This is a genomic window from Collinsella sp. Sow4_E3 (assembly GCF_052116285.1).
Taxonomy (GTDB): domain Bacteria; phylum Actinomycetota; class Coriobacteriia; order Coriobacteriales; family Coriobacteriaceae; genus Collinsella.
The window spans coordinates 62,269-85,384 of sequence record NZ_JBQKLJ010000002.1 but is presented as its reverse complement, the minus strand read 5'-3'; the positions used below and the strand labels follow the sequence as shown (position 1 = coordinate 85,384).

17 protein-coding genes are annotated in these 23,116 nt (G+C 62.3%); 13 read left to right on the top strand and 4 right to left on the bottom strand.

Annotated features, from left to right (window positions below):
* Window positions 1-219: 219 nt before the first annotated feature.
* Genes nadA through ACTQ48_RS02300 form a run of 4 tightly spaced genes read left to right on the top strand, consistent with a single transcriptional unit; the run spans window position 220 to window position 4,087 of the window.
* Window positions 220-1,245: a quinolinate synthase NadA gene (gene nadA / locus ACTQ48_RS02315; protein ID WP_427747652.1), complete on the top strand. Its 1,026-nt coding sequence runs from the start codon at window positions 220-222 to the stop codon at window positions 1,243-1,245.
* A gap of 56 nt (window positions 1,246-1,301) precedes the next feature.
* On the top strand, window positions 1,302-2,678 hold the full coding sequence (locus tag ACTQ48_RS02310) for an L-aspartate oxidase (RefSeq protein WP_441570030.1): 1,377 nt from the start codon (window positions 1,302-1,304) through the stop codon (window positions 2,676-2,678).
* A gap of 3 nt (window positions 2,679-2,681) precedes the next feature.
* Window positions 2,682-3,542: a carboxylating nicotinate-nucleotide diphosphorylase gene (gene nadC, locus ACTQ48_RS02305; protein ID WP_427794080.1), complete on the top strand. Its 861-nt coding sequence runs from the start codon at window positions 2,682-2,684 to the stop codon at window positions 3,540-3,542.
* Entirely contained in the window at window positions 3,542-4,087 is a 546-nt protein-coding gene (locus ACTQ48_RS02300; RefSeq protein WP_441570029.1) for a transcription repressor NadR, read from the top strand. Before nadC ends, ACTQ48_RS02300 begins: the two co-directional genes overlap by 1 nt.
* 237 nt (window positions 4,088-4,324) lie before the next feature.
* Here ACTQ48_RS02300 and ACTQ48_RS02295 read toward each other — a convergent pair whose 3' ends face one another.
* Window positions 4,325-4,576 (bottom strand): indolepyruvate ferredoxin oxidoreductase subunit alpha, encoded by a 252-nt coding sequence (locus tag ACTQ48_RS02295; protein WP_158564522.1) that lies wholly within the window; start codon window positions 4,574-4,576, stop codon window positions 4,325-4,327.
* Window positions 4,577-5,166: 590 nt separating this feature from the next.
* Between ACTQ48_RS02295 and dnaK the strand changes: the two genes are divergently transcribed.
* The 7 genes from dnaK (at window position 5,167) to ACTQ48_RS02260 (ending at window position 15,807) form a co-directional block, all read left to right on the top strand.
* Window positions 5,167-7,059: a molecular chaperone DnaK gene (gene dnaK / locus ACTQ48_RS02290; RefSeq protein ID WP_154518137.1), complete on the top strand. Its 1,893-nt coding sequence runs from the start codon at window positions 5,167-5,169 to the stop codon at window positions 7,057-7,059.
* 2 nt (window positions 7,060-7,061) lie between these two features.
* Window positions 7,062-7,904: a nucleotide exchange factor GrpE gene (locus ACTQ48_RS02285; RefSeq protein ID WP_441570028.1), complete on the top strand. Its 843-nt coding sequence runs from the start codon at window positions 7,062-7,064 to the stop codon at window positions 7,902-7,904.
* Between the two features lie 107 nt (window positions 7,905-8,011).
* Window positions 8,012-8,977: a DnaJ C-terminal domain-containing protein gene (locus ACTQ48_RS02280; protein WP_441560231.1), complete on the top strand. Its 966-nt coding sequence runs from the start codon at window positions 8,012-8,014 to the stop codon at window positions 8,975-8,977.
* A 72-nt stretch (window positions 8,978-9,049) separates the two neighbouring features.
* Complete coding sequence (locus ACTQ48_RS02275; protein ID WP_427719306.1) at window positions 9,050-9,466, top strand: heat shock protein transcriptional repressor HspR; 417 nt, start codon at window positions 9,050-9,052, stop codon at window positions 9,464-9,466.
* A gap of 450 nt (window positions 9,467-9,916) precedes the next feature.
* Window positions 9,917-12,217, top strand: coding sequence for a hydratase (locus tag ACTQ48_RS02270; protein WP_441570027.1), 2,301 nt, complete (start codon window positions 9,917-9,919; stop codon window positions 12,215-12,217).
* Between the two features lie 624 nt (window positions 12,218-12,841).
* Entirely contained in the window at window positions 12,842-15,469 is a 2,628-nt protein-coding gene (clpB, locus tag ACTQ48_RS02265) for an ATP-dependent chaperone ClpB (protein WP_441570026.1), read from the top strand.
* Between the two features lie 143 nt (window positions 15,470-15,612).
* Window positions 15,613-15,807, top strand: a complete 195-nt coding sequence (locus tag ACTQ48_RS02260; protein ID WP_441570025.1) for a hypothetical protein — start codon at window positions 15,613-15,615, stop codon at window positions 15,805-15,807.
* A gap of 132 nt (window positions 15,808-15,939) precedes the next feature.
* Here ACTQ48_RS02260 and ACTQ48_RS02255 read toward each other — a convergent pair whose 3' ends face one another.
* The 3 genes from ACTQ48_RS02255 to ACTQ48_RS02245 all read right to left on the bottom strand — a co-directional run bounded on the left by ACTQ48_RS02255 (window position 15,940) and on the right by ACTQ48_RS02245 (window position 19,392).
* Complete coding sequence (locus ACTQ48_RS02255) at window positions 15,940-17,427, bottom strand: hypothetical protein (RefSeq protein ID WP_441569026.1); 1,488 nt, start codon at window positions 17,425-17,427, stop codon at window positions 15,940-15,942.
* 232 nt (window positions 17,428-17,659) lie between these two features.
* On the bottom strand, window positions 17,660-18,667 hold the full coding sequence (locus tag ACTQ48_RS02250; protein WP_154518417.1) for a DUF5692 family protein: 1,008 nt from the start codon (window positions 18,665-18,667) through the stop codon (window positions 17,660-17,662).
* Between the two features lie 62 nt (window positions 18,668-18,729).
* A complete protein-coding gene (locus ACTQ48_RS02245; protein WP_427727359.1) occupies window positions 18,730-19,392 on the bottom strand; it encodes a TetR/AcrR family transcriptional regulator in 663 nt (220 codons plus the stop codon).
* Window positions 19,393-19,581: 189 nt separating this feature from the next.
* On the opposite strand from ACTQ48_RS02245, the gene ACTQ48_RS02240 reads away from it, so the two are divergent.
* Together ACTQ48_RS02240 and ACTQ48_RS02235 are read left to right on the top strand one after the other, a co-directional pair.
* Complete coding sequence (locus tag ACTQ48_RS02240) at window positions 19,582-22,359, top strand: FAD-dependent oxidoreductase (RefSeq protein ID WP_441570024.1); 2,778 nt, start codon at window positions 19,582-19,584, stop codon at window positions 22,357-22,359.
* 197 nt (window positions 22,360-22,556) lie between these two features.
* Entirely contained in the window at window positions 22,557-22,985 is a 429-nt protein-coding gene (locus ACTQ48_RS02235; RefSeq protein ID WP_441570023.1) for a hydrogenase maturation nickel metallochaperone HypA/HybF, read from the top strand.
* Window positions 22,986-23,116: the final 131 nt, after the last annotated feature.

Genomic DNA, 23,116 nt, shown 5'->3' with positions numbered 1-23,116 from the left:
GCTTTTATGCCCACCGCCTTCGGACCAAGATAAAACGGGCCGCTCGAACCGTGTGGCAGATCCATTTTCGACTGTCCTCAGCTTGCCAGTTCGAAAATGGACCCGCCCCAAGATTGAATCCTTATTCCAACTTTACACCTGGCTTTACAGCTGTCTTGTCAGCTGTAAAGCCAGGTGTCATACTAAAGCCCCAAGATTCGCCAAAAGAGAGGGGCCTTGATGGCACAGAGCGCGAACATGGATGCATCGGAGCTTGCACGCGATATCGCGGCCGGCCTGGCATCGGCAACGACGGCAACGGAGCGCGCGGCACTGGTGCCCGCAGAGCTCGTCGAGGCCATTCATCAGCTAAAAACCCAACGTGACGCAGTGATCCTGGCGCACTATTATGTGGCGCCCGAGGTTCAGGCTGTGGCCGATTACGTCGGCGACAGCTTCTACCTGGCAAAGCTTGCCAAGAGCCTGCCGCAGCAGACTATCGTGCTGTGCGGCGTGGAGTTTATGGGCGAGAGCGCCAAGCTGCTCAACCCCACCAAGACCGTGCTGCTGCCCGAGCCGGGCGCGGACTGTCCCATGGCGCACATGGTCAAGCACGAGACGGTCGACGCGGCGCGCGCCGAATATGGCGACGACCTGGCCGTGGTGTGTTACGTCAACTCGACGGTCGAGATCAAGAGCTGGAGTGACGTGTGCGTTACCAGCTCTAACGCCGTCAAGATCGTCTCCGAGCTGCCGCAGCAGCACATCTTGTTCATTCCCGACCAGAACCTGGGCCGCTTTGTGGCCGAGCAGGTGCCCCAAAAGCACGTCATCCTCAACAACGGCTACTGCCCGCGCCATCACATCATCACCGTCGAGCAGATCGTCGACGCACAGGAGGCGCACCCCGACGCGCTCGTGCTGGCGCACCCCGAGTGCAAGGCCGACGTCCTGGCCGAGGCCGACTACATCGGCTCCACTGCCGGCATCATCAAGTATGCCGAGGAGTCGGACGCGAGCGAGTTTATCATCGTGACGGTCCGCGGCGTGCTCTACGAGCTCGAGCGCCGCTGTCAGGGCACCGGCAAAAAGTTCTACTTCCCCGCGGTGCAGCCCACCTGCGTCAACATGGATCTCATCACGCTCGAAAAGCTCGTGCGCTGCCTGGAGACGGGCGAGGGCGAGGTGCAGATCGGCGTGTCGGATGAGGCCGCCGACCAGGCCAAGCTCACGCTCGACCGCATGCTCGAATACGCGGCTCGCTAGAACGATGTGACATGAGGGACCATCCCTTATGCCACATTACAAGGGAGAGGATTCCTGTGGAAACCAAACAATGCCCCGACATGGAGTGCGACGTCGTCATTGCCGGTTGCGGCGTGGCGGGCCTGTACGCGGCCCTTAATCTGCCGACGAGCACGCGCGTGATCATGCTCTCCAAGGGCACTGTCGACGAGTGCGATTCGATGCTCGCGCAGGGCGGTATCTGCGTGCTTCCCGAAGGCTCTGACTACGACGCCTTCTTTGAGGACACCATGCACGCCGGCCACTACGATAACCGCCGCGAGAGCGTCGACATTATGATCCGCTCGAGCCGCTCGGTCATCAACGACCTGCTGGCCATGGGCGTGGACTTTGAGCGCAAGGCCGACGGTAGCCTCGACTTTACCCGCGAGGGTGCGCACAGCCGCCCGCGCATTGCCTTCCATGCCGACATTACGGGCAAGGAAATCACGACCAAGCTCCTCCAGGCCGTTCGCAAGCTGGATAACGTGCAGATTTTGGAGCACGTGGCCATGACCGACATCCTGACGGGCGAGCGTGATGGCGCCACGGCGTGCCTCGGCGTCGTCGCCGTTCCCGTGGACGAGGACAACTCGGTTCGCCCCGCCGACGAGCTGGCAAATGCCGCCGAGGGCGTGCATGCCGGCGAGCCGTTTAAGATCCATGCCCGCCACACGCTGTGGGCGACAGGCGGTATCGGCGGCGTGTACGACCACTCGACCAACTACCCGCAGCTCACGGGCGATGCCTGCTACATTGCCCAGGAGCATGGCATTAAGATGGAGCACCTGGACTACGTGCAGATTCACCCCACGGGACTGTTCTCTCCGCAGCCGGGCCGCACCTTCCTGATCAGCGAGAGCTGCCGCGGCGAGGGCGCGATTTTGCTCAACGCCGCCGGCGAGCGTTTTACCGATGAGCTTCAGCCGCGCGATGTGGTCGCCGCCGCTATTCGCGAGCAGATGAAGCAGGATGGTACCGAGCACGAGTGGCTGAGCTTTGCCCCCGTTGAGCGCGACGTGGTGACCGGACACTTTGCCAACATTCGCGCACGCTGCCTGGAGGACGGCCGCGACATCTTGGACGAGCCCATCCCCGTCACACCCACGCAGCACTACTTTATGGGCGGCGTGTGGGTCGACAAGGACGGCCGCACCTCGATGCCCGAGCTCTACGCCGCCGGCGAGACGGCCTGCAACGGCGTTCACGGCAAGAACCGCCTTGCATCAAACAGCCTGCTCGAGGCGCTGGTCTGGGGTCGTCGCGCCGCGTGGCACATGCGTACCGGCCAGTCGCTCGCCGTGGAGCAGGCGGGCGAGCCCGCGCTCGACGGCCGTCATCGCGCCCTGAGCACCGACACCCTGGCAATCGATGATTTGGCCCGTGCCGCCGGCACGCAGGCCGTGGAGGAGTAGACCATGAACCCCATTACCATGAAGCTCGTCGTCGATGATCTGATTCTGCAGGCTCTGCGCGAGGACATTACGTTTGAGGACGTGAGCACGGCGAGCGTGTGCCCCACGGCGCGTCCCGCCACGGTGGAGCTCATCGCCAAGGCCGATGGCATCATCGCGGGCCTGGATGTGTTCGCTCGCACCTTTGAGCTGCTGGATTCGCAGAGCTCGGTGCTGTTTGATGTTGCCGATGGAGACGAGGTGCACGCCGGCGACCACGTGGGCCAGGTACGCGGCGATGCGCGCGTGCTGCTTTCGGGCGAGCGCGTGGCGCTCAACTACCTGCAGCGCATGAGCGGTATCGCTACCTATACGCACCAGATGGCTGCGGCGCTCGAGGGCACCAAGACCGTGCTCGTCGACACGCGCAAGACCACGCCGGGTATGCGCGTCTTCGAGAAGGCCGCGGTCGAGATCGGCGGCGGCAGCAACCACCGCTACAATCTGTCGACGGCCGTCATGCTCAAGGACAACCACATCGACGCCGCCGGTGGCGTGACGCGTGCGATCGAGATGGCGCGCGCCCATGCATCGTTTACCGCGACGGTCGAGATCGAGTGCGAGAACCTGGACATGGTGCGCGAGGCCGTGGAGGCCGGCGCCGACATCATCATGCTCGACAACATGACCCACGATGACATGGCCGCCGCGATTGAGCTTATTGCCGGCCGCGCCAAGACCGAGTGTTCGGGCAACGTGGATGCCGGCAATATCCGTGCGCTTGCCGACCTGGGCGTTGACTTTATTAGCTCGGGGGCGTTGACGCACTCTGCGCCGATTCTCGACCTCTCGCTTAAGCACCTGCGTCTGCTGGACGGTAAATAATGGACGCCCGCGAGCGTCGCCGTGCCATTATGGGCGTGCTCGAGCGAGCCAAAGACCCCGTCTCCGGCAGTACGCTTGCTCGCGAGGTGGGTGTGAGCCGCCAGGTTGTCGTGCAAGACATCGCCCTGCTGCGCGCCGATGGGCACGATATCGTGGCGACCAATCGCGGCTACGTGCTGCAGGAGGCCCCCAGCAGCCCCGCCGTGCCCACGCGCCTGGTCAAGGTTCGCCATAGCGTGGAGCAGACAGGCGATGAGCTCACGAGTATCGTCGACGCCGGAGGCGCCGTGCTCAACGTAATCGTCAACCACCGCGTGTACGGTAAGATCACGGCCGACCTGGACATCCGCAATCGTCGCGATGTTGAGCGCTACCTGCACGATATCGAGAGCGGCAAAAGCTTTCCACTACTAACGGTGACGAGCGGCTATCACTTCCATCGCATCGCGGCAGAGGATGAGCAAACCCTCGACGAGATCGAGGCTATGCTCAAGGAGATGGGCTATCTGGCAGACCTGATGCCCTACGAAGACGATCTATCGTAGCCGACGCTGCAAACGCCCCTAAGCGGCAATCTGACGTTCAATCGTCGGTCGCGTACAAAAGTACGCTTCCCTCCTCTTTCGCGTCACCTTGCTCGCTTGGGGGCGTTTTCGCTGACTTATGCTCAACCTGCGACGGTGCCAAATTAGCTATCCGCACAAAAAGGAGGCCTTCGCGGCGATGCGGAGACCTCCTTTTTTGTGCACGGTGTACTTGTGAGTGTGCAAGTGGGGGAGTTGTTACTCCTCGACGATCTCGGTGATCGCGCCGGCGGGGCAAGCGTCCTGGCAAGCGCCACAGGCGACGCAGGAGTCCTCGTCAGCAACGGTAGCGACGTCCTGGAGCTCCAGAACGCCAGCGGGGCAGGAGTCGACGCAAACGCCACAAGCGATGCACTCGTCGGCATCAATTACGGGATGAGCCATGGTAGTTTCCTCTCTGTTGACCGACGCTACAGGCGATGCGCGCCGGTTTGATTCGGGCAAAAACATACCACGTGAGCGACCGTTTGCAATACCCTCTGGCCGGCATCTTCATACCATTCGCCGAGTATGCCAAGGCTTACTAAGAAACGCACAGGTGAGGCTGGTGAGCTGTGCAGATGTTAGCTAAATGCGACTCGAATTATTGAGCAATTGAGTGGGCTTTCGGAAAGCGCATCCCGTTATCTGGTCGAAAAACGGGTCGCAGTTTCCGGTTGGGCCCGCTAGCGGAAACTACGACCCGGTATCAGCTCTCAAAACGGGATACGGTTTCCGGTTGAGCCTTCAGACGGAAACTACGACCCGGAATCCACGCTCAAACCGGGACGAGCTTTCCGTAAAGCAGCCCCAAGCACCCCCGGCCCAAACCTCAGCCATCTCTACATAGATCTCGATAGATTTGCCGAGAACTCAATCAGCGCATCTACCTGCGCATTCGAGAACCTAAACTCTAAGTGATAAGAAATCTTATATGAATTGACTTAGATTTTGTATATTCCGGTCCATAAGGGGATACACTACATCCTGAAAGACAAACCGAAAGACCGCTTGGCAGACCGCCGAGTCGGTGCAAACGCACAAGAGAGAGGGAATTTCTAATGGGCAAGATTCTTGGTATCGACCTTGGTACTACTAACTCCGCAATGGCCGTTCTCGAGGGCGGTTCTCCGACCATCATCGTGAACGCCGAGGGCGACCGCACCACCCCGTCTGTCGTGGGCTTCCGTGCCGACGGCGACCGCGTCGTGGGCAAGGCCGCTAAGAACCAGGCGGTCACCAACCCCAAGAACACCGTGTTCTCCATCAAGCGCTTCATGGGCCGCAAGTACTCCGAGTGCACCTCCGAGCTCAAGACCGTGCCGTATGAGGTCAAGGAGGGCCAGGGTGGCCGTGCCGTCGTCGACATCGAGGGCAAGGAATACACCGCCGAGCAGGTGAGCGCCATGACGCTCGCAAAGATGAAGGCCGACGCCGAGAAGTATCTGGGCGAGACCGTCACCGACGCCGTCATCACCGTCCCGGCCTACTTCAACGACGCCCAGCGTCAGGCCACCAAGGACGCCGGTAAGATCGCCGGCCTCAACGTTAAGCGTATCGTCAACGAGCCGACCGCTGCCGCTTTGGCCTATGGCCTGGACAAGCAGGGCTCCGACCAGCGCATCCTGGTCTTCGACCTGGGCGGCGGTACCTTCGACGTCTCCATCCTCGACCTCGCCGACGGCGTGTTTGAGGTTCTGTCCACCTCGGGCGACAACCACCTGGGCGGCGACGACTGGGATCAGCGCGTCATCGACTGGATGGCCGATAAGTTCCAGCAGGAGAACGGTGTCGACTTGCGTCAGGACCCCATGGCCCTGCAGCGTCTGAAGGAGGCCGCCGAGAACGCCAAGAAGGAGCTCTCCGCCGCCCAACAGTCCACTATCAACCTGCCGTTCATCACCATGAACCAGTCCGGCCCGCTGCACCTCAACTACACGCTGACCCGCGCCGAGTTCGAGAAGATCACCCGCGACCTGCTCGAGCGCTGCAAGCAGCCTGTCACCAACGCCCTGCGCGACGCTAACCTTAAGCTCTCCGATCTGACCGAGGTCATCCTCGTCGGCGGCTCCACCCGTATGCCCGCCGTCCAGGAGCTCGTCAAGACCATGACCGGCAAGCAGCCCAACATGTCCGTGAACCCCGACGAGGTCGTTGCCGACGGCGCTGCCGTCCAGGGCGGCGTGCTCACCGGCGACGTCGAGGGCATCCTGCTGCTCGACGTTACCCCGCTGTCGCTGGGCGTCGAGACCATGGGCGGCATCATGACCAAGATGATCGACCGCAACACCACGATTCCGACCTCCAAGACCGAGGTCTACTCCACCGCTGCCGACAACCAGACCAGCGTCGAGATCAACGTGCTCCAGGGCGAGCGCGAACTTGCCCGCGACAACAAGTCGCTCGGTAAGTTCCAGCTGACCGGTATCCCGGCTGCCCGCCGCGGCGTGCCGCAGATCGAGGTCACCTTCGACATCGACGCCAACGGCATCGTCAAGGTCTCCGCTAAGGACAAGGGCACCGGCAAGGAGCAGCAGATCACCATCTCCGGCTCCACCGCTCTGTCCGACGAAGAAGTCGATCGTATGGTCAAGGACGCCGAGGCTCATGCCGAGGAGGACAAGAAGCAGAAGGAAGAGGTCGAGGTCCGCAACCAGACCGACAGCCTGTGCTACTCCACCGAGCAGACCCTCAACGAGCTGGGCGACAAGGTTTCCGCCGACGTGAAGTCCAAGGCCGAGGCCGCTATCGCCGATGCCAAGAAGGCGCTCGAGGGCTCTGACGTCGAGGCCATCAAGGCCGCTGGCGAGTCCCTGCAGTCCGTGGCCTACGAGCTGGCTCAGGTTGTCTACGCCGACGCTCAGCAGCAGACCGACGGTGCCGCCGGCGCCCAGCCTGCCGACGATGACGTCGTCGACGCCGACTACGAGGTTGTGGACGACGAGGACAAGTAATCATGTCCGCCCGTAAAGCTCGCACGGAGGCGGCTGCCGTTGGAGCCGCCCCCGTTGACTCTGAGGAGAAGGACGTGAAGATTCCCGTAGAGGCCGTCGACGATACCGAGGCCAACGAGGCCGAGGCGGCCGAGGCTGTCGAGAACCAGGTAGAGGATTCCAACAAGGAGGCGACGATGACCGAGGACGAGATGGTGGAAGCCGCTATCCGCGCCGGTGAGGAAGCCGCCGAAAACGACTTTAAGCTCAAGTTCGAGCAGGCCCAGAAGGAGCTTGCCGACGTGCGCAGTGAGCTCGATGCTGCGGCAGAGGCTCAGAAGGCCGCCGAGGACAAGGCAAAGGACGCTACCGAGCGTACCGCCCGTCTACAGGCCGACTGGGAGAACTTCCGTCGCCGCACCGCCAACGAGCGCATCGCCGAGCGCGAGCGCGCGACCGAGAAGCTCGTCACTGCGCTGCTGCCGGTGGTCGACGATATCGAGCGTGCGATCGACCATGCCCGCAGCCAAGAGCTTGCCGACGACTTTAAGCAGTTCGTCGACGGCGTTGACGCGGTGCATGCCAAGCTACTCGATGTGTTTGCGCACGAGGGCGTTGAGCCCATCGACCCCAAGGGCGAGGCGTTCGATCCGCTCGAGCACCAGGCTGTGGGTCGTGTCGAGGACTCGTCGCAGTACGACGAGACCGTCAACGACGTGTACCAGAAGGGCTACCGCATGGCGGACCGCATCCTGCGTTCCGCGATGGTGACGGTGACCTACGGTGGCGAAAAGCGCCCCGCACCGGAGCCCGAAGCGGCGCCCGAGGATGCTGCGGCCGATACGGCCGAGAGCACCGAGGAGTAATTGAGAAGGGCCCCGGGGCAACACCCGGGGCCCTTTCTGGCCTAGTGCCATATGAAAGCATGAGCCGCCGCCCGCTGGGCGACGGATAAAACAGGAGAGGAGCTACGATGGCTGCAGGCAAAACCTTCTATGACATCCTGGGCGTATCCAAGAGCGCCTCCGACAAAGAGATCAAGAGCGCGTTTCGCAAGCTCGCGCAAAAATATCACCCTGACGCCGGCGGCGACGAGGCCAAGTTCAAGGAGATCAGCGAGGCCTACGAGACGCTTTCGGACGAGAAGAAGCGCAAAGAGTACGACCAGATGCTCATGTTTGGCGGCATGCCGGGCGCAGGCGGCGCGTATGGCGGCGGCTACGGTGCCGGCGCGGGTGCCAGCGGCTGGGGCGACATCTTCGACAGCATCTTTAGCGGCAACGGCGCCTGGGGCAGCGATTGGGGCTCGGGCTTTGCCGGGGCTGCGGGCGCTGCCGGTGCCGGCGCGGGTCGCAGCCGCGCTCGCAAGGGCGGCGACCTGTCGCTGACCGTCGATGTGACGGCCGAGGACGCGTTTCGCGGCGTGACGCACAAGGTCACCTATCGCATTCCCTCGACAGGCGAGCAGCAGACCATTACGGTCTCGGTGCCCGCGGGCGCGGTCGACGGCGGCAAGCTACGCTACAAGCGTCGCGGCGAGTATGGCGTCGCCGGTGGCGAGCGCGGCGACCTGGTCGTGACCACGCATGTGGAGGAGCACCCGCTGTTTAAGCGCAAAGGCGCCGACGTGACCATGGAGGTACCGGTCTCGGTCTACGAGGCGGCGCTCGGCTGCACGGTGGACGTTCCCACGCCCGGCGGTGCGACGGTCCGTTTGAAAGTGCCTGCGGGTACCCAGACGGGCAAGAAGTTCCGCTTTAAGGAGATGGGGGCGCCCGACGTTAAGCACCGTGGCCGTACGGGCGCGCTGCTCGTCGAGATCAAGGTGCAGGTCCCCACGAACCTATCCGATGACGAGCGCGATGCCATGACCGAGCTGCGCGAGGCCGACACGCGCGACTACCGCGAGAAAGTTAACCGTTACAAGGCGACGTTCTAGGGCGGTCGCGGTGCACGCCCACGCCCGCGGGCTTATGATGGACGATAACGAGACGGAAAGGGGTCAGGTAGCATGGCCGAGGACAATAGGAACAAACCGCTGTACATGATCAGCGTGGCGGCCGAGCTGACCGGCATGCATCCGCAGACTCTGCGCGTCTACGAGTCCAAGGGTCTGGTGAACCCCCAGCGCTCGGGCGGCAACACGCGCCTGTATTCGCGTGCCGATATCGAGCGCCTAGAGCTCATCAACCAGCTGACCGACGAGGGCATCAACCTTGCCGGCGTGGTGCGCATCCTCGATATGAAGGAGCGTGCCGAGGAACGCGAGCGCGAGAACGAAAAGCTCCGCGCCCGCATGCGCCAGCTCGAGGACGAGCTGCACGAGTACAAGATGCAGAAGAAGATCACCTCCCTGGCCCCGCGCGATGGCTCGGTTAATCCCGAACAGGTCATGCGCAAGCTACTGGGCGCCGGCGGGGATCTCTAGGTTCCGCCGTTCTAACGAACGGCGGACCGGTCGACGCTGCGCTCCGCCCAGAGCGACAATTTGTCATTCAAAAGGCAAGGCATGACCAGAAGGTCTATGCCTTGCCTTTTTCATGCCAACTTGTTCGCCCTGGACGTCGCTCGCTGTCCGTCCTCTACCTGCGGCGTTGCCTTGCTCCGGATGCGGTAGTCGTTGGTAGTCATTGGGGCCTGCTCGCTGTCGTTGCCAAAACATCGGTGTTGCCGGAGTAGTCATTGGGGACGTTCTTAAATGACTAGTCGAAAGGGACGCTCTTGCACCAAATCTGCTGACCCACATCGGGCTCGTCCTGTACTTTACCGAGATAAAGTGAACGTGCAGATTCGTAACCCATTCGCAACCGTTCTATGGCACGATATTGAACGAATGCATGCTATGCGCCCAAATCTTTTGGGCAGAGTGGGAGACAGTATGGTCAAGCTGTACGAAGACGGCATCTACCTGCGCGGCGGCAGCGAGGTTGTGCCTGCGGCCGAGGCTGCCGAGCGCGGTATTACGCAGACGCCCGAGGATGCCAAGCGCGGCACCATCGCGTATTCGATCCTCCAGGCACACAATACGTCCGGCGACCCCGAGGCGCTCAAGATTCGCTTCGATGCCATGGCGAGCCACGACATCACCTTCGTCGGCATCATCCAGACGGCGCGCGCCTCGGGCATGGAGCAGTTCCCGCTGCCCTACGTGCTCACCAACTGTCATAACTCGCTGTGCGCCGTGGGCGGCACCATCAACGAGGACGACCACGTCTTTGGCCTTTCCGCGGCCAAAAAGTACGGCGGCATCTTCGTTCCGCCGCACATCGCCGTCATCCACTCCTTTATGCGCGAGAACTTCGCCGGTTGCGGCAAGATGATCCTGGGCTCCGACTCGCACACCCGCTATGGCGCCCTGGGCACCATGGCCGTGGGCGAGGGCGGCGGCGAGCTGGCAAAGCAGTTGCTGCGCGACACCTACGACGTTGCCTATCCCGGCGTCGTCGCTATCTACCTCACGGGCGCCCCGCGTCCCGGCGTCGGCCCGCACGACGTGGCGCTCGCCATCATCCGTGCCGTTTTTGCCAAGGGCTATGTCAAGAACAAGGTCATGGAGTTTGTGGGCCCCGGCATCGCGAGCATGACGACCGATTACCGCAACGGCGTCGACGTCATGACCACCGAGACCACCTGCCTGTCGAGCATCTGGGCCACCGACGAGGACACGCACGCGTTTTTGGCCATGCACGGTCGCGGCGACGACTACCGCGAGCTCAAGCCCGCCGATGTCGCCTACTACGACGGTTGCGTCGAGGTCGATCTGTCGAGCATCAAGCCCATGATCGCGCTGCCATTCCATCCTTCCAACGGCTTTGAGATCGAGGAGCTCAACGAGAACCTCGAGGACATCCTGCATGAGGTGGAGCTCGAGGCCGCCAAGATCGGCGAGGGCAAGACGCACTTTAGCCTGCTCGACAAGATCGTCGACGGCAAGCTGCACGTGCAACAGGGCGTTATCGCCGGCTGCTCGGGCGGCAACTACGACTCCGTGGTCCAGGCTGCCCGCGTGCTCAAGGGCGCCAACACCGGCTGCGGCGAGTTCTCGCTGTCGGTCTATCCCACGAGCCAGCCCGTGGCGCTCGAACTTACGCGCCGTGGCTATATCTACGACCTTATGGAGGCCGGCGCGATCGTGCGCACGGCGTTCTGCGGTCCGTGCTTTGGCGCCGGCGACACGCCTGCCAACAACGGCCTGTCCATCCGCCACACCACGCGCAACTTCCCCAACCGCGAGGGTTCCAAGCCGGGCAATGGTCAGCTGAGCGCCGTGGCCCTGATGGACGCTCGCTCCATTGCGGCGACGGCCGCCAACGGAGGCGTCCTGACGCCGGCGACCGACCTGCCCGAGGAGACTTGGGACGAGGCCTGCGAGTACACCTTTGACGACGCGCCGTATAAAAAGCGCGTGTACTGGGGCTTTGGCAAGGCCGAGCCTGCCGACGAGCTGGTCGAAGGCCCCAACATCAAGCCGTGGCCCGCGATGGAGCCTCTCGGCGACGATATCCTGCTCAAGGTGTGCTCCAAGATCATGGACCCGGTCACCACGACCGACGAGCTCATTCCCTCGGGCGAGACGAGCTCCTTCCGCTCCAATCCGCTGGGCCTGGCAGAGTTTACGCTCAGCCGCCGCGATCCGGCCTACGTGGGTCGTTCCAAGGAGGTCGACGCCGTGGAGAAGCGCCGCGTTGCCGGCGAGGCGGCGGGCGACCTGGCGGCACTTGATGCCGAGCTTGCCGGCGTGTTTGAGGCACTGGCCGGCGCCGGCGTCGTGGCCGACGCCAAGGCGACCGAGTACGGCTCCATGCTCTATGCCAAGAAGCCCGGTGACGGTTCTGCCCGCGAGCAGGCCGCGAGCTGCCAGCGCGTGATTGGCGGTCTGGCCAACATCGTCCATGAGTACGCCACCAAGCGCTATCGCTCCAACGTGATGAACTGGGGCATGGTGCCCTTCCAGATGGAGGCCGAGCCCAACTTTGAGGTGGGCGACTACGTCTTTGTGCCGGGTATCCGCGCCGCGCTCGATGGCGACCTGCAGAACATCGCCGCCTACGTGGTGCGCGCCGACGGTGCGGTCGAGCAGATTGAGCTCTACATTGCCGATATGACGGCTGAGGAGCGTGCCATCGTCAAGGCCGGCTGCCTGATCAACTACAACAAGTTCAAGGCCGCTGCCGAGTAACGCACTTAATTGTCCGCCCGGGGCTTATCCTTTCCCGCCCGCTCACGCGCTTCGCGAGGGTCGCGTTCGGGAAAGGATAAGCCCCGGGCTACATTTCTGCGTTCTCGTTGGGTCTTGAGGGACGCTAATAAATAGACTTGCTTGATGCCGCCTCTGTTAATGGGGCGGCTTCTTTTTGTCGAGAACCGCCACAAAGGGGGACAGGCGCCTTTGTGGCGGTTCTCGGTTTGTCTCGTTCTGTAACAGGTAGACCTCTATTTGCCGAGTAGTTGTTACAGATTTAGATTTTCGATTCGGGTGTCTTCTGTTCGTCTCGATTTGTAACAGATAGAGCTCTATTTGCCGAGTAGATGTTACAGATTGAGACAAACGGGTGCCGCTGGTCATTTCATCTTGATTTGTAACATCTGGAGCCATAAACAGCCGCTAGATGTTACAGATTGAGATAGTAAGGGGACGAGGCCGCAGCGGGTGAGCGTGCCTGCTCCCTATCTCTTAATCACTCAGAAAATCTTATATATAGAGACTTAGATTTGTGTATAAGATTGTACAAAGCTGGCAACAATACTTCTCGGACAACGTGAAGCCGCCCCGTAGGGCGGCCGCCCCAAGAGAGGTGATTCCATGAGAATCGATAAGCTAGCAATGACGTCGCGCGAGGCGCTGCAGACCGCCATGAGCACAGCTGCCGACGCACAGGCCGGCGCGGTGGAGCCGATTCACCTGCTGTCCGCCCTGCTCGGTGCCGGCGAGCGCAATATCTCCGTGATTATCGAGCGCATCGGCGCCGACCCAGCCCAGCTTGCACACTCCACGCAAGATGCCATCGACCGCGCACCCAAGGTTTCGGGCGAGGGCCAGCAGATGGGCCTGTCCAACGAGCTCGTCCGCGTCATCGAGAAGGCCGAGAAAAAGGCCACCAAGATGGGCGACAGCTTTGTAGTGACCGAGCATCTGCTGATGGCGCTTGCCGAGGACAAAGGTGAGGCGGGCCGCGTGCTGCGCGACGCCGGCGTTACCAAGGAGCGTATCGAGCAGGTCTACGAGGAGTTGCGTGGCGATGACCGCGTGACGTCCGCCGAGGACAAGACCCAGTTTGAGGCACTGGAGCAGTACGGCCGCAACATCTGCGACCTGGCCCGTGCCGGCAAGCTCGATCCGGTTATCGGCCGTACCGACGAGATCCGTCGTACCATTCAGGTCCTGTCCCGTCGCACCAAGAACAACCCTGTGCTCATCGGTGAGCCGGGTGTCGGTAAAACGGCCATCGTCGAGGGCATCGCCCAGCGTATCGTGGCCGGCGACGTGCCGAGCACGCTGCGCGACCGCGACCTCATCGAGCTCGACATGAGCGCGCTGGTCGCCGGTGCCAAGTACCGCGGCGAGTTCGAGGACCGCTTGAAGGCCGTGCTCAAGGAAGTGCAGAAGTCCGAGGGCAAGGTCATCCTGTTCATCGATGAGCTCCACACCATTGTGGGCGCGGGCGCCACCGAGGGCTCCATGGACGCCGGCAACATCCTCAAGCCTGCGCTCGCCCGCGGCGACCTGCACGCGATCGGCGCGACCACGCTCGACGAATACCGCAAGTACATCGAGAAGGACGCGGCGCTCGCCCGTCGTTTCCAGACCGTTATGGTGAGCGAGCCTACCGTCGAGGACACCATCTCGATTCTGCGTGGCCTCAAGGAGAAGTACGAGATCTTCCACGGCGTGCACATTACCGATAGCGCGCTCGTGGCCGCCGCCGATCTTTCCGATCGTTACATCGCCGACCGCTTCCTGCCCGACAAGGCCATCGACCTGGTCGATGAGGCCGCAAGCCGCCTGCGCATGGAGCTCGACAGCATGCCGGTCGAGATCGACGCCACCACGCGTCAGCTCACCCAGCTGCAGATTGAGGAGCAGGCGCTCATGAAGGAGACCGACGACGCCTCCAAGGAGCGTCTGGAGACCCTGCGCCAGGAAATCGCCGAGGTCCAGGAAAAGCTCAATGTGCAAAAGGCCGGTTGGCTCAACCAAAAGAACGCCATCGACCACGTGCAGGAGCTCAAGGGCCAGCTCGATGAGGCCAAGAGCGAAGAGGAACGTGCGACGCGCAACGGAGACTTGGGCCGTGCGTCCGAGTTGCGTTACTCCGTGATTCCGGGTCTGCAGCAGCAGATTCTGGATTCCGAGGCCGCGCTCGAGGCACAAAAGCAGCAGGACGGTGAAGGCCTCAACGAGCAGGTGACCTCCGACGAGATCGCCGAGGTCGTGAGCGCCTGGACCGGTGTGCCCGTCTCCAAGATGATGCAGGGTGAGCTCGACAAGCTGAAGGGCTTGGAAGGCGAGCTGCATAAGCGCGTCATCGGTCAGGATGAGGCCGTCTCCGCCGTCGCCGCGGCCGTGCGCCGTAGCCGTGCGGGCCTCTCCGATCCGGACAAGCCCATCGGCAGCTTCTTCTTCCTGGGCCCCACCGGTGTGGGCAAGACCGAACTCGCCAAGGCGCTGGCCGAGTGCCTGTTCGATGACGAGCGCGCGCTCGTGCGTATCGACATGTCCGAGTACATGGAGAAGTTCAGCGTTCAGCGTCTGATCGGTGCGCCCCCGGGATACGTGGGCTACGACGAGGGTGGACAGCTCACCGAGGCCGTGCGCCGTCGTCCGTACTCCGTGATCTTGCTCGACGAGATGGAGAAGGCCCATCCGGATGTCTTTAACGTGCTGTTGCAGGTGCTCGACGACGGTCGTCTGACCGATGGCCAGGGTCGTCAGGTGTCCTTTAAGAACACGATCATCATCATGACGTCTAACGTGGGCTCCAAGGCCATCGCCGAGCTTTCGGGCAAGGACGAGGAGGAGATGCGCCATCAGGTCGACGCGGCCATGGCTCAGACCTTCCGCCCCGAGTTCCTCAACCGTATCGACGATATCGTGGTGTTCCATCCGCTCGGCATGGCGCAGATCGAAAAGATCGTCGACATCCAGCTCGCCGACGTCCGCGCGCGTCTGGCCAAGGAGCGCATGACGCTTGCCATCACCCCGGCGGCCAAGCAGATGCTCGCCGTGGGCGGCCTGGACCCGGTCTTTGGCGCCCGTCCGCTCAAGCGTCTGGTCCAGCGCGAGGTCGTGGATGCCATCGCGGCCGCTATCATCGACGGCACGGTGCGCGAGGGCGATCAGGTGACGGTCGATGTCGACAAGGACGGCGGCTTTACCGTCGTGTGCGACAACACGCCGGCGGCCACCTACGAGGTTCCCGACGCCGAGTAGATTTTGGGCCATGCCTTAAAATCTGCCAGTCGTCTCTAAACGTCTCTAAACGCCAAGGGCGGCGGATCCAATTGGGTCCGCCGCCCTTTTTCGTGCGACAATCGATGGTGTTGAACATGAGTACATGGCAAGGAGCTATGCAGATGAAAGACGAGAACGAGACGAACGCACCGGCGCTTGAGTCAGCGCCCGCCGCACCCAAGCCTGCGCCTAAGCCGGCACCCAAGCCGCGCGACCCCTACATCCGTGCCGAGAACGAGGACGACGACGGCTACGATCCCTACAGCGATCGCCGCCCCGAGCGCGAGCCGATGTTCGAAGCCGATCCGTGGCGCTAACTCCTGCAGGGTAGCTAATTTGGGACGGGGCTTTTTTAGCTGCCCCGGCTGGTAATGTGCCGGTTTAGTCGATTAACGGTCGGGGCAGCTAAAAAAGCCCCGTCCCAAATTAGCTACCCTCGCTGCGGCCGGCTAGTCCTGGGCCTTGATGCTTGGCATCAGAATCTGGGCGAGGTAGTCGGTCTCGAGTTTGGTGGCAGCGTCGGCCTTGCCGTCTTTGCCGACCAGTACGTTCTTGATCTGGCTATAGGTATAGCGGTTGCCGGTTGTAAGCTCGACAAGCTCAATGGCCGTGTCCATGGGGTAGGTCGACACGGGGTCTTGCGTGCGCCCGTTGATGGTCTGGGGCACCACATACGGATAGACGGGGCCGCTGGCGTAGACCGTGTAGCCGTTGCCAAGGCTTGCCGCACCTAAAACCGTATCGCCCTTATCGGGCGTAAAGCTCTCGCCGTCGCGCACTGCGACAAGCGTCGCGATCGGCGTATTGCTGTCACTGGCAAGATAGATGCACAGCGTATTGCCGTTTTGCCAAGTCGCGACTTTGCCGTACCACTCAACGGGAATATCGAGCTGATACAGGTTCGTTGCCTTATGCCGAGCATCGGCGTCGCGGGCCGCCTGCGCCTCGCGGGAACTCATGGCATTGACGGCGGCGTCACGGCGCGCGGTTGCCGCCTGCTGGAGCACCTTTGCGACCGCGGCAGAGCTCGCGCCGCCCTCCTCGGCGTACTTGGCCGCGGCATCGATCTGGTCGTCGGTCACCGTGTCTGCCGAAGGTACCTTAAGCTTAAAGGATGCCTGAGCGCTCAGGTCCTGCCCGTCGCTCTTTACGCTAACCTGCGCCTTGGTGGTTGGCACGGTGTAAATGGTACCGTCAGCTGCGATGGGAGACCCAGCAATGGAGAGCGTGTAGTCGCCAGGCAGCAGCTTAATACCGCGACCGTGCTCATCAACATAGAGCGTCTCGCTCACGGAGGAGCCGTCAGAGTCTTGCCCGCTCACCTGCACGGGAATCTTGGAGCCGGTGGAACAGTCGAGCCCTGCGGCATGTACGCCAATCTGCACCGACATCATGGTGTGGGCGTTGACGGCAGCGACGGCAGCCTGTTCTTGTTGGTATCCGTTCCAAGCGGCATAGCCCGCGCCGCCGGCAACGAGCGCGGCGGCAACGACGCCGGCAACCATCAAATTGCGTCGCTTGGGCGACATCTTGTGATGGCGAGCCTTGGCTTCGCGTGCCGAGGGAACGGACGGCAGGGGAATATCGCCCATGGCGATGGTCTCGTCGACGGCCGGCGCAGAACCCAGGCCAGGAAGCTCGCGGGTGAGCGAGTCATCGGCAGGCAAGCTGCCAAGCAGGGCGGTCTCTTCTCCCGAGGCGGATTCCGACTGGACGTCGTCCTTGCTATCGTCCTCTTCGGCTTCGGCCTCGTCAGAAGCGTCTTTGGCGTCGCTGCCTTCGTCCTCAGTGCCTTCGCGCACCTCGTCCTGCGCGTCGACGGCCAAATCGCTCAATGAGAGCTCGTCTAGCGCAATCCGGTCAAGGCTCTCCAGGGCCTCGGCACATGCTTCCGCATCCTGGGCCGCATCCTCGCGGCCACGTGTCTCATCGCTCATATATCCCCCAATGCAATATCGGCTCAACACTGTACCCAAAAATGGAGCCATATAAAGCGCATGCGAAATATAAGATCCGATTTAACCCGAGCGTATCGTTCGGCCGCATCCTCGCGGCAGCAAAAGGCCCCCGGAACGCGAACGAATCACGTTTCGGGGGCTCTGCAGTGCGTTGAGTTGCGCGGAGCCGGCTATGCCGCTTCGTGCTCAAGCGATGTTTGCGTCAGGCGCGTTACTCGGCGTGCGCGTAATCAACCTTGGCGCGACGGGCAGTGGCCTTCTCCCAATCGCTGGTGCCCTCAAAGACATCCTGCTTGTAGGGGTTGCGGCCGAGCTTCTTGGCACGGTAGGCGACGTAGATGATTGCGGCGATGTTGGCGACCAGCGCGACGATCGAGACCGCGGTGGCGGCGCCGGGGTCGAGCGTGGAGTGCGTCACAAAGATGGACTCCTCCTGGAAGTAGGGGAACACCTGGGCAAACATGCACCAAATGGCCAGCGTAAAGGCGCGGTTCTGGATCCAGCCGCCCTTGTTCCAGATAAAGGCGGCGACGGTGGGCGCCAGCAGCAGCGCAAAGCCGCAGAACCAGGAGTGGGTGGGCAGGCAGTTGTAGGTGTAGCAGAAGTTCCAGATATCGTAGGCGATGATGTAGACCCAGGTCATGTCGGGCCACAGCATGTCGGTCTTGTCCTCGGAGGCGTAGACGCTCCACCAACCGGTCATGCAGAAGATGTTGATGATGCCCGCGATGCCGTTGAACACGTTGTTCCAGCCGGCCAGCTGCGTAGCACCTTCGGAGGTGACCCAGGTGGACTCGCCCAGGACAAAGAAGTGATAGGCGCTCTCAAAGTCGGACACGACGGCGATCAAGATGTTGATGGCGACGATCACAAACGGCCATGCGCGGAACCAATGCGCCTTGCCGATCTTGCCCCACTGGTACTTAATGGCAATGAAGCCCCAGCAGCCGGCCAGCGCCGCGTATACCTTGGCGTAATGGAACCAGCTGTTCTGGTATACATGGGTGGGGTTGGTGAGCGCCCACTCGGCACCCTGCGAAACGCCGACGGCGATGGCGATGCAGTAGATGGTCATGGCCAGCGGAGCCACGCCAAAGATGATGGCCGCGCCGAGCTTGGTACGGCGGCCGACCTCGTTGAGTACGATCAAGCCGATAAAGACCATCGCCCAGCCGGCCCAGTGGATAAGGGTATCGCTACCCCAAACATCGAACAGCATGCTGCTCTCCTTTCATACGCCCGCGGCCCCTCTTCCGTCGCGGGCAGTTTGGCCAAATGTCATCAGTTCCTGGGCTTGCGCTCGGAATACTTGGCGGTGTAGCCCTCGATGTGGAGTGTCGAGGCGATAATCTCCTTAACCGTCTCGTCGGGCACATCGGGGTGCGTGCGGATGTACATCAACAGCCCCATGATGAGGGTGTAAAACGTCTCGTAGACATGGTCGATGCGCAGGTCATGATGGGCGACAAAGTCCACCACGGTGGTGTCGCAGATGTATTGCGCCACGCGCTGGACCACGTTGTGCAGAAAGCCGCCGTAGAGCGCGCCGCTGCTCGAGGTGAGCGTGCTCGGCAGCTCGTGGCCGCTCACAACCAGGCGCTTAAAGAGCGGGGCGACGGTGTCGAGTGCGCCCTCGATATCACCGACGATGCGGCTGGCATTCCACTGCTCGAGCTCGGAGATAAAACCGTCGATTGCCTCGTCCATGACGGCGGTGACGGCGGCGTCCATGTCGACGAAGTAGTGGTAGAACAGCGAGCGCGTGCAGCCGGCTCGCTTGGTCACGGCCGAGACGGATAGATGGGACACGCCCAGCTCGGAGCTCACGGCGCGCACGGCGGCGAGAATCTCGCGACGGCGCTCGTCACCTGTCAGGCGCTTTGCCGCGCTGTCGGGCGTGGGGACGGCGTCGGCCACAGGGGTGCTCGCTGCGTTATCGCTCATGCGCTTGCCGCCTTTCATCCGTTTGGGCCCGACCGTTCGCCTAATAGTCTTGAATATTGTTGACGGTTCGTCAATACTATTTTTGACATAATGTCAACAATGGCGGGTGAACGGCATGGGGGCATGTCCGGCCTGCAAAAAAGAGGGGCGCTGCGGCCTCGTCGGGCTGCGGCAAGAGAAGGGACAACCATGATTCTCAACGGACCGGGAATTAGCTACACCGAGCCCGACATCGGTTCGGAGTTCGTGCCGCCGCTGCCGGAGCATCCGCGCGAGGCCATTGTCAAGCTGTGCGAGCATTGCACCAACCGTCTGCTGCATCGCGACGTGCTGCTGGGCTACGAGTACTGGTCGTTTGCCGAGGCCGCAACCGACGAGCAGGCCGAAGTGCTCTGCAAGATGAAGATGCGCCGTCCCTATACGCTGCCCGAGATGGTCAAGCTCACCGGCATGCCCGAGGCCCAGATCGAGAAGATGCTCGACGACATGAGCTACACGGGTCTGCTCGAGTACAACTGGGAAAATCCCGAGCGCGCCAAGCAGTGGGTGCTGCCCATGCTGGTACCGGGTTCCGCCGAGTTCCTCAACATGCGCGTGAACCAGCTCGAGGAGCATCCGGTCTATGCCAAGTTCTTTGAGCAGGCGTCCAAGGGGCCGCTGTCCAAAGCCACGCCGATGGTGCCGCCCGGAGGCGCCGGCATCGGCATGCACGTCATTCCGGTCGAGAAGGCTATCGATGCTTCGAGCACCTCGGTGCCGATCGAGCATATCGAGCATTGGCTCGACAAATACGAGGGCAAATATGCCGCCAGCACCTGCAGCTGCCGCGCGAGCCGTCGTGTGATGGGCGAGGGCTGCGCCGACGACCCCGCCGACTGGTGCATTGCCGTGGGCGATATGGCCGACTATGTGGTTGAGACCGACCGCGGCCATTATGTGACGCGTGAGGAGGTCTATGACATCTTGCGCCAGGCCGAGGACAACGGCTTTGTGCACCAGATCACCAATATCGACGGCGAGAACAAGATCTTCGCCATCTGCAACTGCAACGTCAACGTGTGCTATGCCCTGCGCACCTCTCAGCTGTTCAACACGCCCAACCTGTCGCGCTCGGCCTATGTCGCCAAGGTCGAGAAGGACAAGTGCGTAGCCTGCGGTCGCTGCGTTGAGGTGTGCCCGGCCGGTGCCGTCAAGCTCGGCCAGAAGCTCTGCAGCAAAAAGGCCGGCGGACAGGTGCCCGAGTATCCGCGCCAGGAGCTGCCCGATGCCACCAAGTGGGACCACACCAAGTGGTCGCCCAACTACCGCAACGACAACCGCATCGAGACACACGATTCCGGCACCGCGCCCTGCAAGACGGCCTGCCCCGCGCACATTGCCGTTCAGGGCTATCTGAAGCTCGCGGCGCAGGGCCGCTATGACGAGGCGCTAGCGCTCATCAAGCGCGAGAACCCGCTGCCCGCTATCTGCGGCCGTGTGTGCAATCGCCGCTGCGAGGATGCCTGCACCCGCGGTCGCGTGGACGAGGCCGTGGCCATCGACGAGGTCAAGAAGTTTATCGCCCAGCGCGATCTGGATGCCGCGACCCGCTATGTCCCACCTGTGGTGACCCCGACGCGTGCCGGCGGCTTCGACCAGAAGATCGCCATCATCGGTGCCGGTCCGGCCGGCCTGTCCTGCGCTTTCTACCTGGCCGAGAAGGGCTACAAGCCCGTCGTGTTCGAGAAGAATGAGCGCCCGGGCGGCATGCTCACCTATGGCATTCCCAGCTTTAAGCTGCAGAAGGATGTTATCGAGGCCGAGGTCGAGGTCATTCGCCTGATGGGCGCCGAGTTCCGCTATGGCGTGGAGGTCGGTCGCGATGTGACGCTCGACGAGCTGCGCGAGCAGGGCTTTAAGGCCTTTTATGTTGCCATTGGCTGCCAGGGCGGCCGCCTCGCCGGTATTCCGGGCGAGGATGCCGAGGACGTGACCGTGGCCGTCGACTTTTTGCGCGAGGTCAACAGTGGCAAGATCGACGCGCTGTCCGGCCGCACCATCGTGGTGGGCGGCGGCAACGTGGCTATCGACGTCGCGCGCAACGCCTGCCGTCTGGGTTCCGAGCACGTTGAGATATTCTGCCTGGAGAGCGAGGCCCAGATGCCCGCCAGCGAGGAGGAGCGTCGCGAGGCCGTTGAGGACGGCGCCCACATCAGCTGCGGCTGGGGCCCCAAGGAGGTCCATCTGGACGAGGCCGGTCGTGTGTGCGGTATCACCTTCAAGCGCTGCACGCGTGTCTTTGACGACGAGGGCCGTTTTGCGCCCGAGTACGACGAGAACGACCTGCGTCGTGTCGACGCCGACCGCGTGGTCATGTCGATCGGTCAGTCCATCGTGTGGGGCGACCTGCTGGCTGGCTCCAAGGTGGAGCTTGGCCGCGGCCAGGGTGCCCTTGCCGATCCTCAGACCTACCAGACCGCCGAGCCCGACATCTTTGTGGGCGGCGACGTCTACACCGGTCCGAGCTTTGCCATCAACGCCATCGCTGCCGGTCACGAGGCCGCCGTGTCCATCCACCGCTTTGTGCAACCGGGCTCCACGCTCACCATCGGCCGCAACCAGCGCCGCTACATCGCGCTCGATCGCGACGATGTCGTGATCGAGAGCTATGACAACGCGAGCCGCGAGGTTGCCCACGTGGACCGCGAGCGCGAGAAGGCCGCGCCGTTTAGCGAGTACGTCGAGACCTTTACCGAGGAGCAGGTACGCGCCGAGACCGCCCGCTGCCTGGGTTGCGGTGCCTCGATCGTCGACCCCAACAAGTGTATCGGCTGCGGTCTGTGCACTACCAAGTGCGCGTTCGACGCCATCCATCTGAATCGCGACCGCCCCGAGTGCTCCACGATGGTCAAATACGAGCAAAAGCTCCCCAGCTTGGGCAAGTACGCGCTCAAGCGTGCCATCAAGATTAAATTCGGGAAGAAGTAATGAGGTGCCGCCGTTCTAACGAACGGCGGCACTGCCGACGCTGCGCGGCGCCCAGATACCCCATCTTGCCCCTCAACTGCGGCGCCGCGGGCAAAAGCCCAGCGGACGCCTTGTTTCGGAGCAACCTGGGGCACCTGGATCGCCGCTCGCTGACGTTTGGCTGACATCGCATCAACCGTTGCTGAAAGGTTTCTAGCTTGCATGAATTGGGAATCGTCTATCACATTATTCGCGATGTCGAGAACGTGGCGCGCGCCAATGGCGTGAGTCGCGTTTCGAGCGTCACGCTGCTGCTGGGCGAGGTCTCGGGCGTCGTTCCCGACTTGCTGCTCGACGCTTGGCGCTGGGCGGCAGATAAAAAGCCTATCACCGGGGGCACGGAGCTTATTGTGGAGCCTGTCGAGGCCGTGACGCATTGCGAGGCGTGCGGCCGCGACTATGCGACGGTCGAGCATGGCAAGATCTGCCCCCATTGCGGTAGCGGCGAGACATACCTGCTGCAGGGCCAGGAGGTCATGATCAAGCAGATTGAGACCCCCGACGAGGACCCGCCAGATGCTGCTCCCGACGGCCTCTCCGACGCCCCCGATGCCGTCGACGCTGCCAACCCCCTCCACATCGTCTAGCCCCTAGTCGTTGGGGACGTTCTTGTTTGACTAGTCGTTTAAGAACGTCCCCAATGACTACTTACGTTAGTGCATAAGTCACGCTAATAGTCAAGTTATGTCTGTTTAAACAAAATAACTGCAGTACAAGC

What these genes read in the sequence shown, in the direction of transcription:
- nadA (WP_427747652.1), top strand. Translation starts at nt 220, where the DNA reads ATGGCACAGAGCGCGAACATGGATGCATCGGAGCTTGCACGCGATATC.
- nadC (WP_427794080.1), top strand. Translation starts at nt 2,682, where the DNA reads ATGAACCCCATTACCATGAAGCTCGTCGTCGATGATCTGATTCTGCAG.
- ACTQ48_RS02300 (WP_441570029.1), top strand. Translation starts at nt 3,542, where the DNA reads ATGGACGCCCGCGAGCGTCGCCGTGCCATTATGGGCGTGCTCGAGCGA.
- ACTQ48_RS02295 (WP_158564522.1), bottom strand. Translation starts at nt 4,576, where the DNA reads ATGTTTTTGCCCGAATCAAACCGGCGCGCATCGCCTGTAGCGTCGGTC.
- dnaK (WP_154518137.1), top strand. Translation starts at nt 5,167, where the DNA reads ATGGGCAAGATTCTTGGTATCGACCTTGGTACTACTAACTCCGCAATG.
- ACTQ48_RS02285 (WP_441570028.1), top strand. Translation starts at nt 7,062, where the DNA reads ATGTCCGCCCGTAAAGCTCGCACGGAGGCGGCTGCCGTTGGAGCCGCC.
- ACTQ48_RS02280 (WP_441560231.1), top strand. Translation starts at nt 8,012, where the DNA reads ATGGCTGCAGGCAAAACCTTCTATGACATCCTGGGCGTATCCAAGAGC.
- ACTQ48_RS02275 (WP_427719306.1), top strand. Translation starts at nt 9,050, where the DNA reads ATGGCCGAGGACAATAGGAACAAACCGCTGTACATGATCAGCGTGGCG.
- ACTQ48_RS02270 (WP_441570027.1), top strand. Translation starts at nt 9,917, where the DNA reads ATGGTCAAGCTGTACGAAGACGGCATCTACCTGCGCGGCGGCAGCGAG.
- clpB (WP_441570026.1), top strand. Translation starts at nt 12,842, where the DNA reads ATGAGAATCGATAAGCTAGCAATGACGTCGCGCGAGGCGCTGCAGACC.
- ACTQ48_RS02260 (WP_441570025.1), top strand. Translation starts at nt 15,613, where the DNA reads ATGAAAGACGAGAACGAGACGAACGCACCGGCGCTTGAGTCAGCGCCC.
- ACTQ48_RS02255 (WP_441569026.1), bottom strand. Translation starts at nt 17,427, where the DNA reads ATGAGCGATGAGACACGTGGCCGCGAGGATGCGGCCCAGGATGCGGAA.
- ACTQ48_RS02250 (WP_154518417.1), bottom strand. Translation starts at nt 18,667, where the DNA reads ATGCTGTTCGATGTTTGGGGTAGCGATACCCTTATCCACTGGGCCGGC.
- ACTQ48_RS02245 (WP_427727359.1), bottom strand. Translation starts at nt 19,392, where the DNA reads ATGAGCGATAACGCAGCGAGCACCCCTGTGGCCGACGCCGTCCCCACG.
- ACTQ48_RS02240 (WP_441570024.1), top strand. Translation starts at nt 19,582, where the DNA reads ATGATTCTCAACGGACCGGGAATTAGCTACACCGAGCCCGACATCGGT.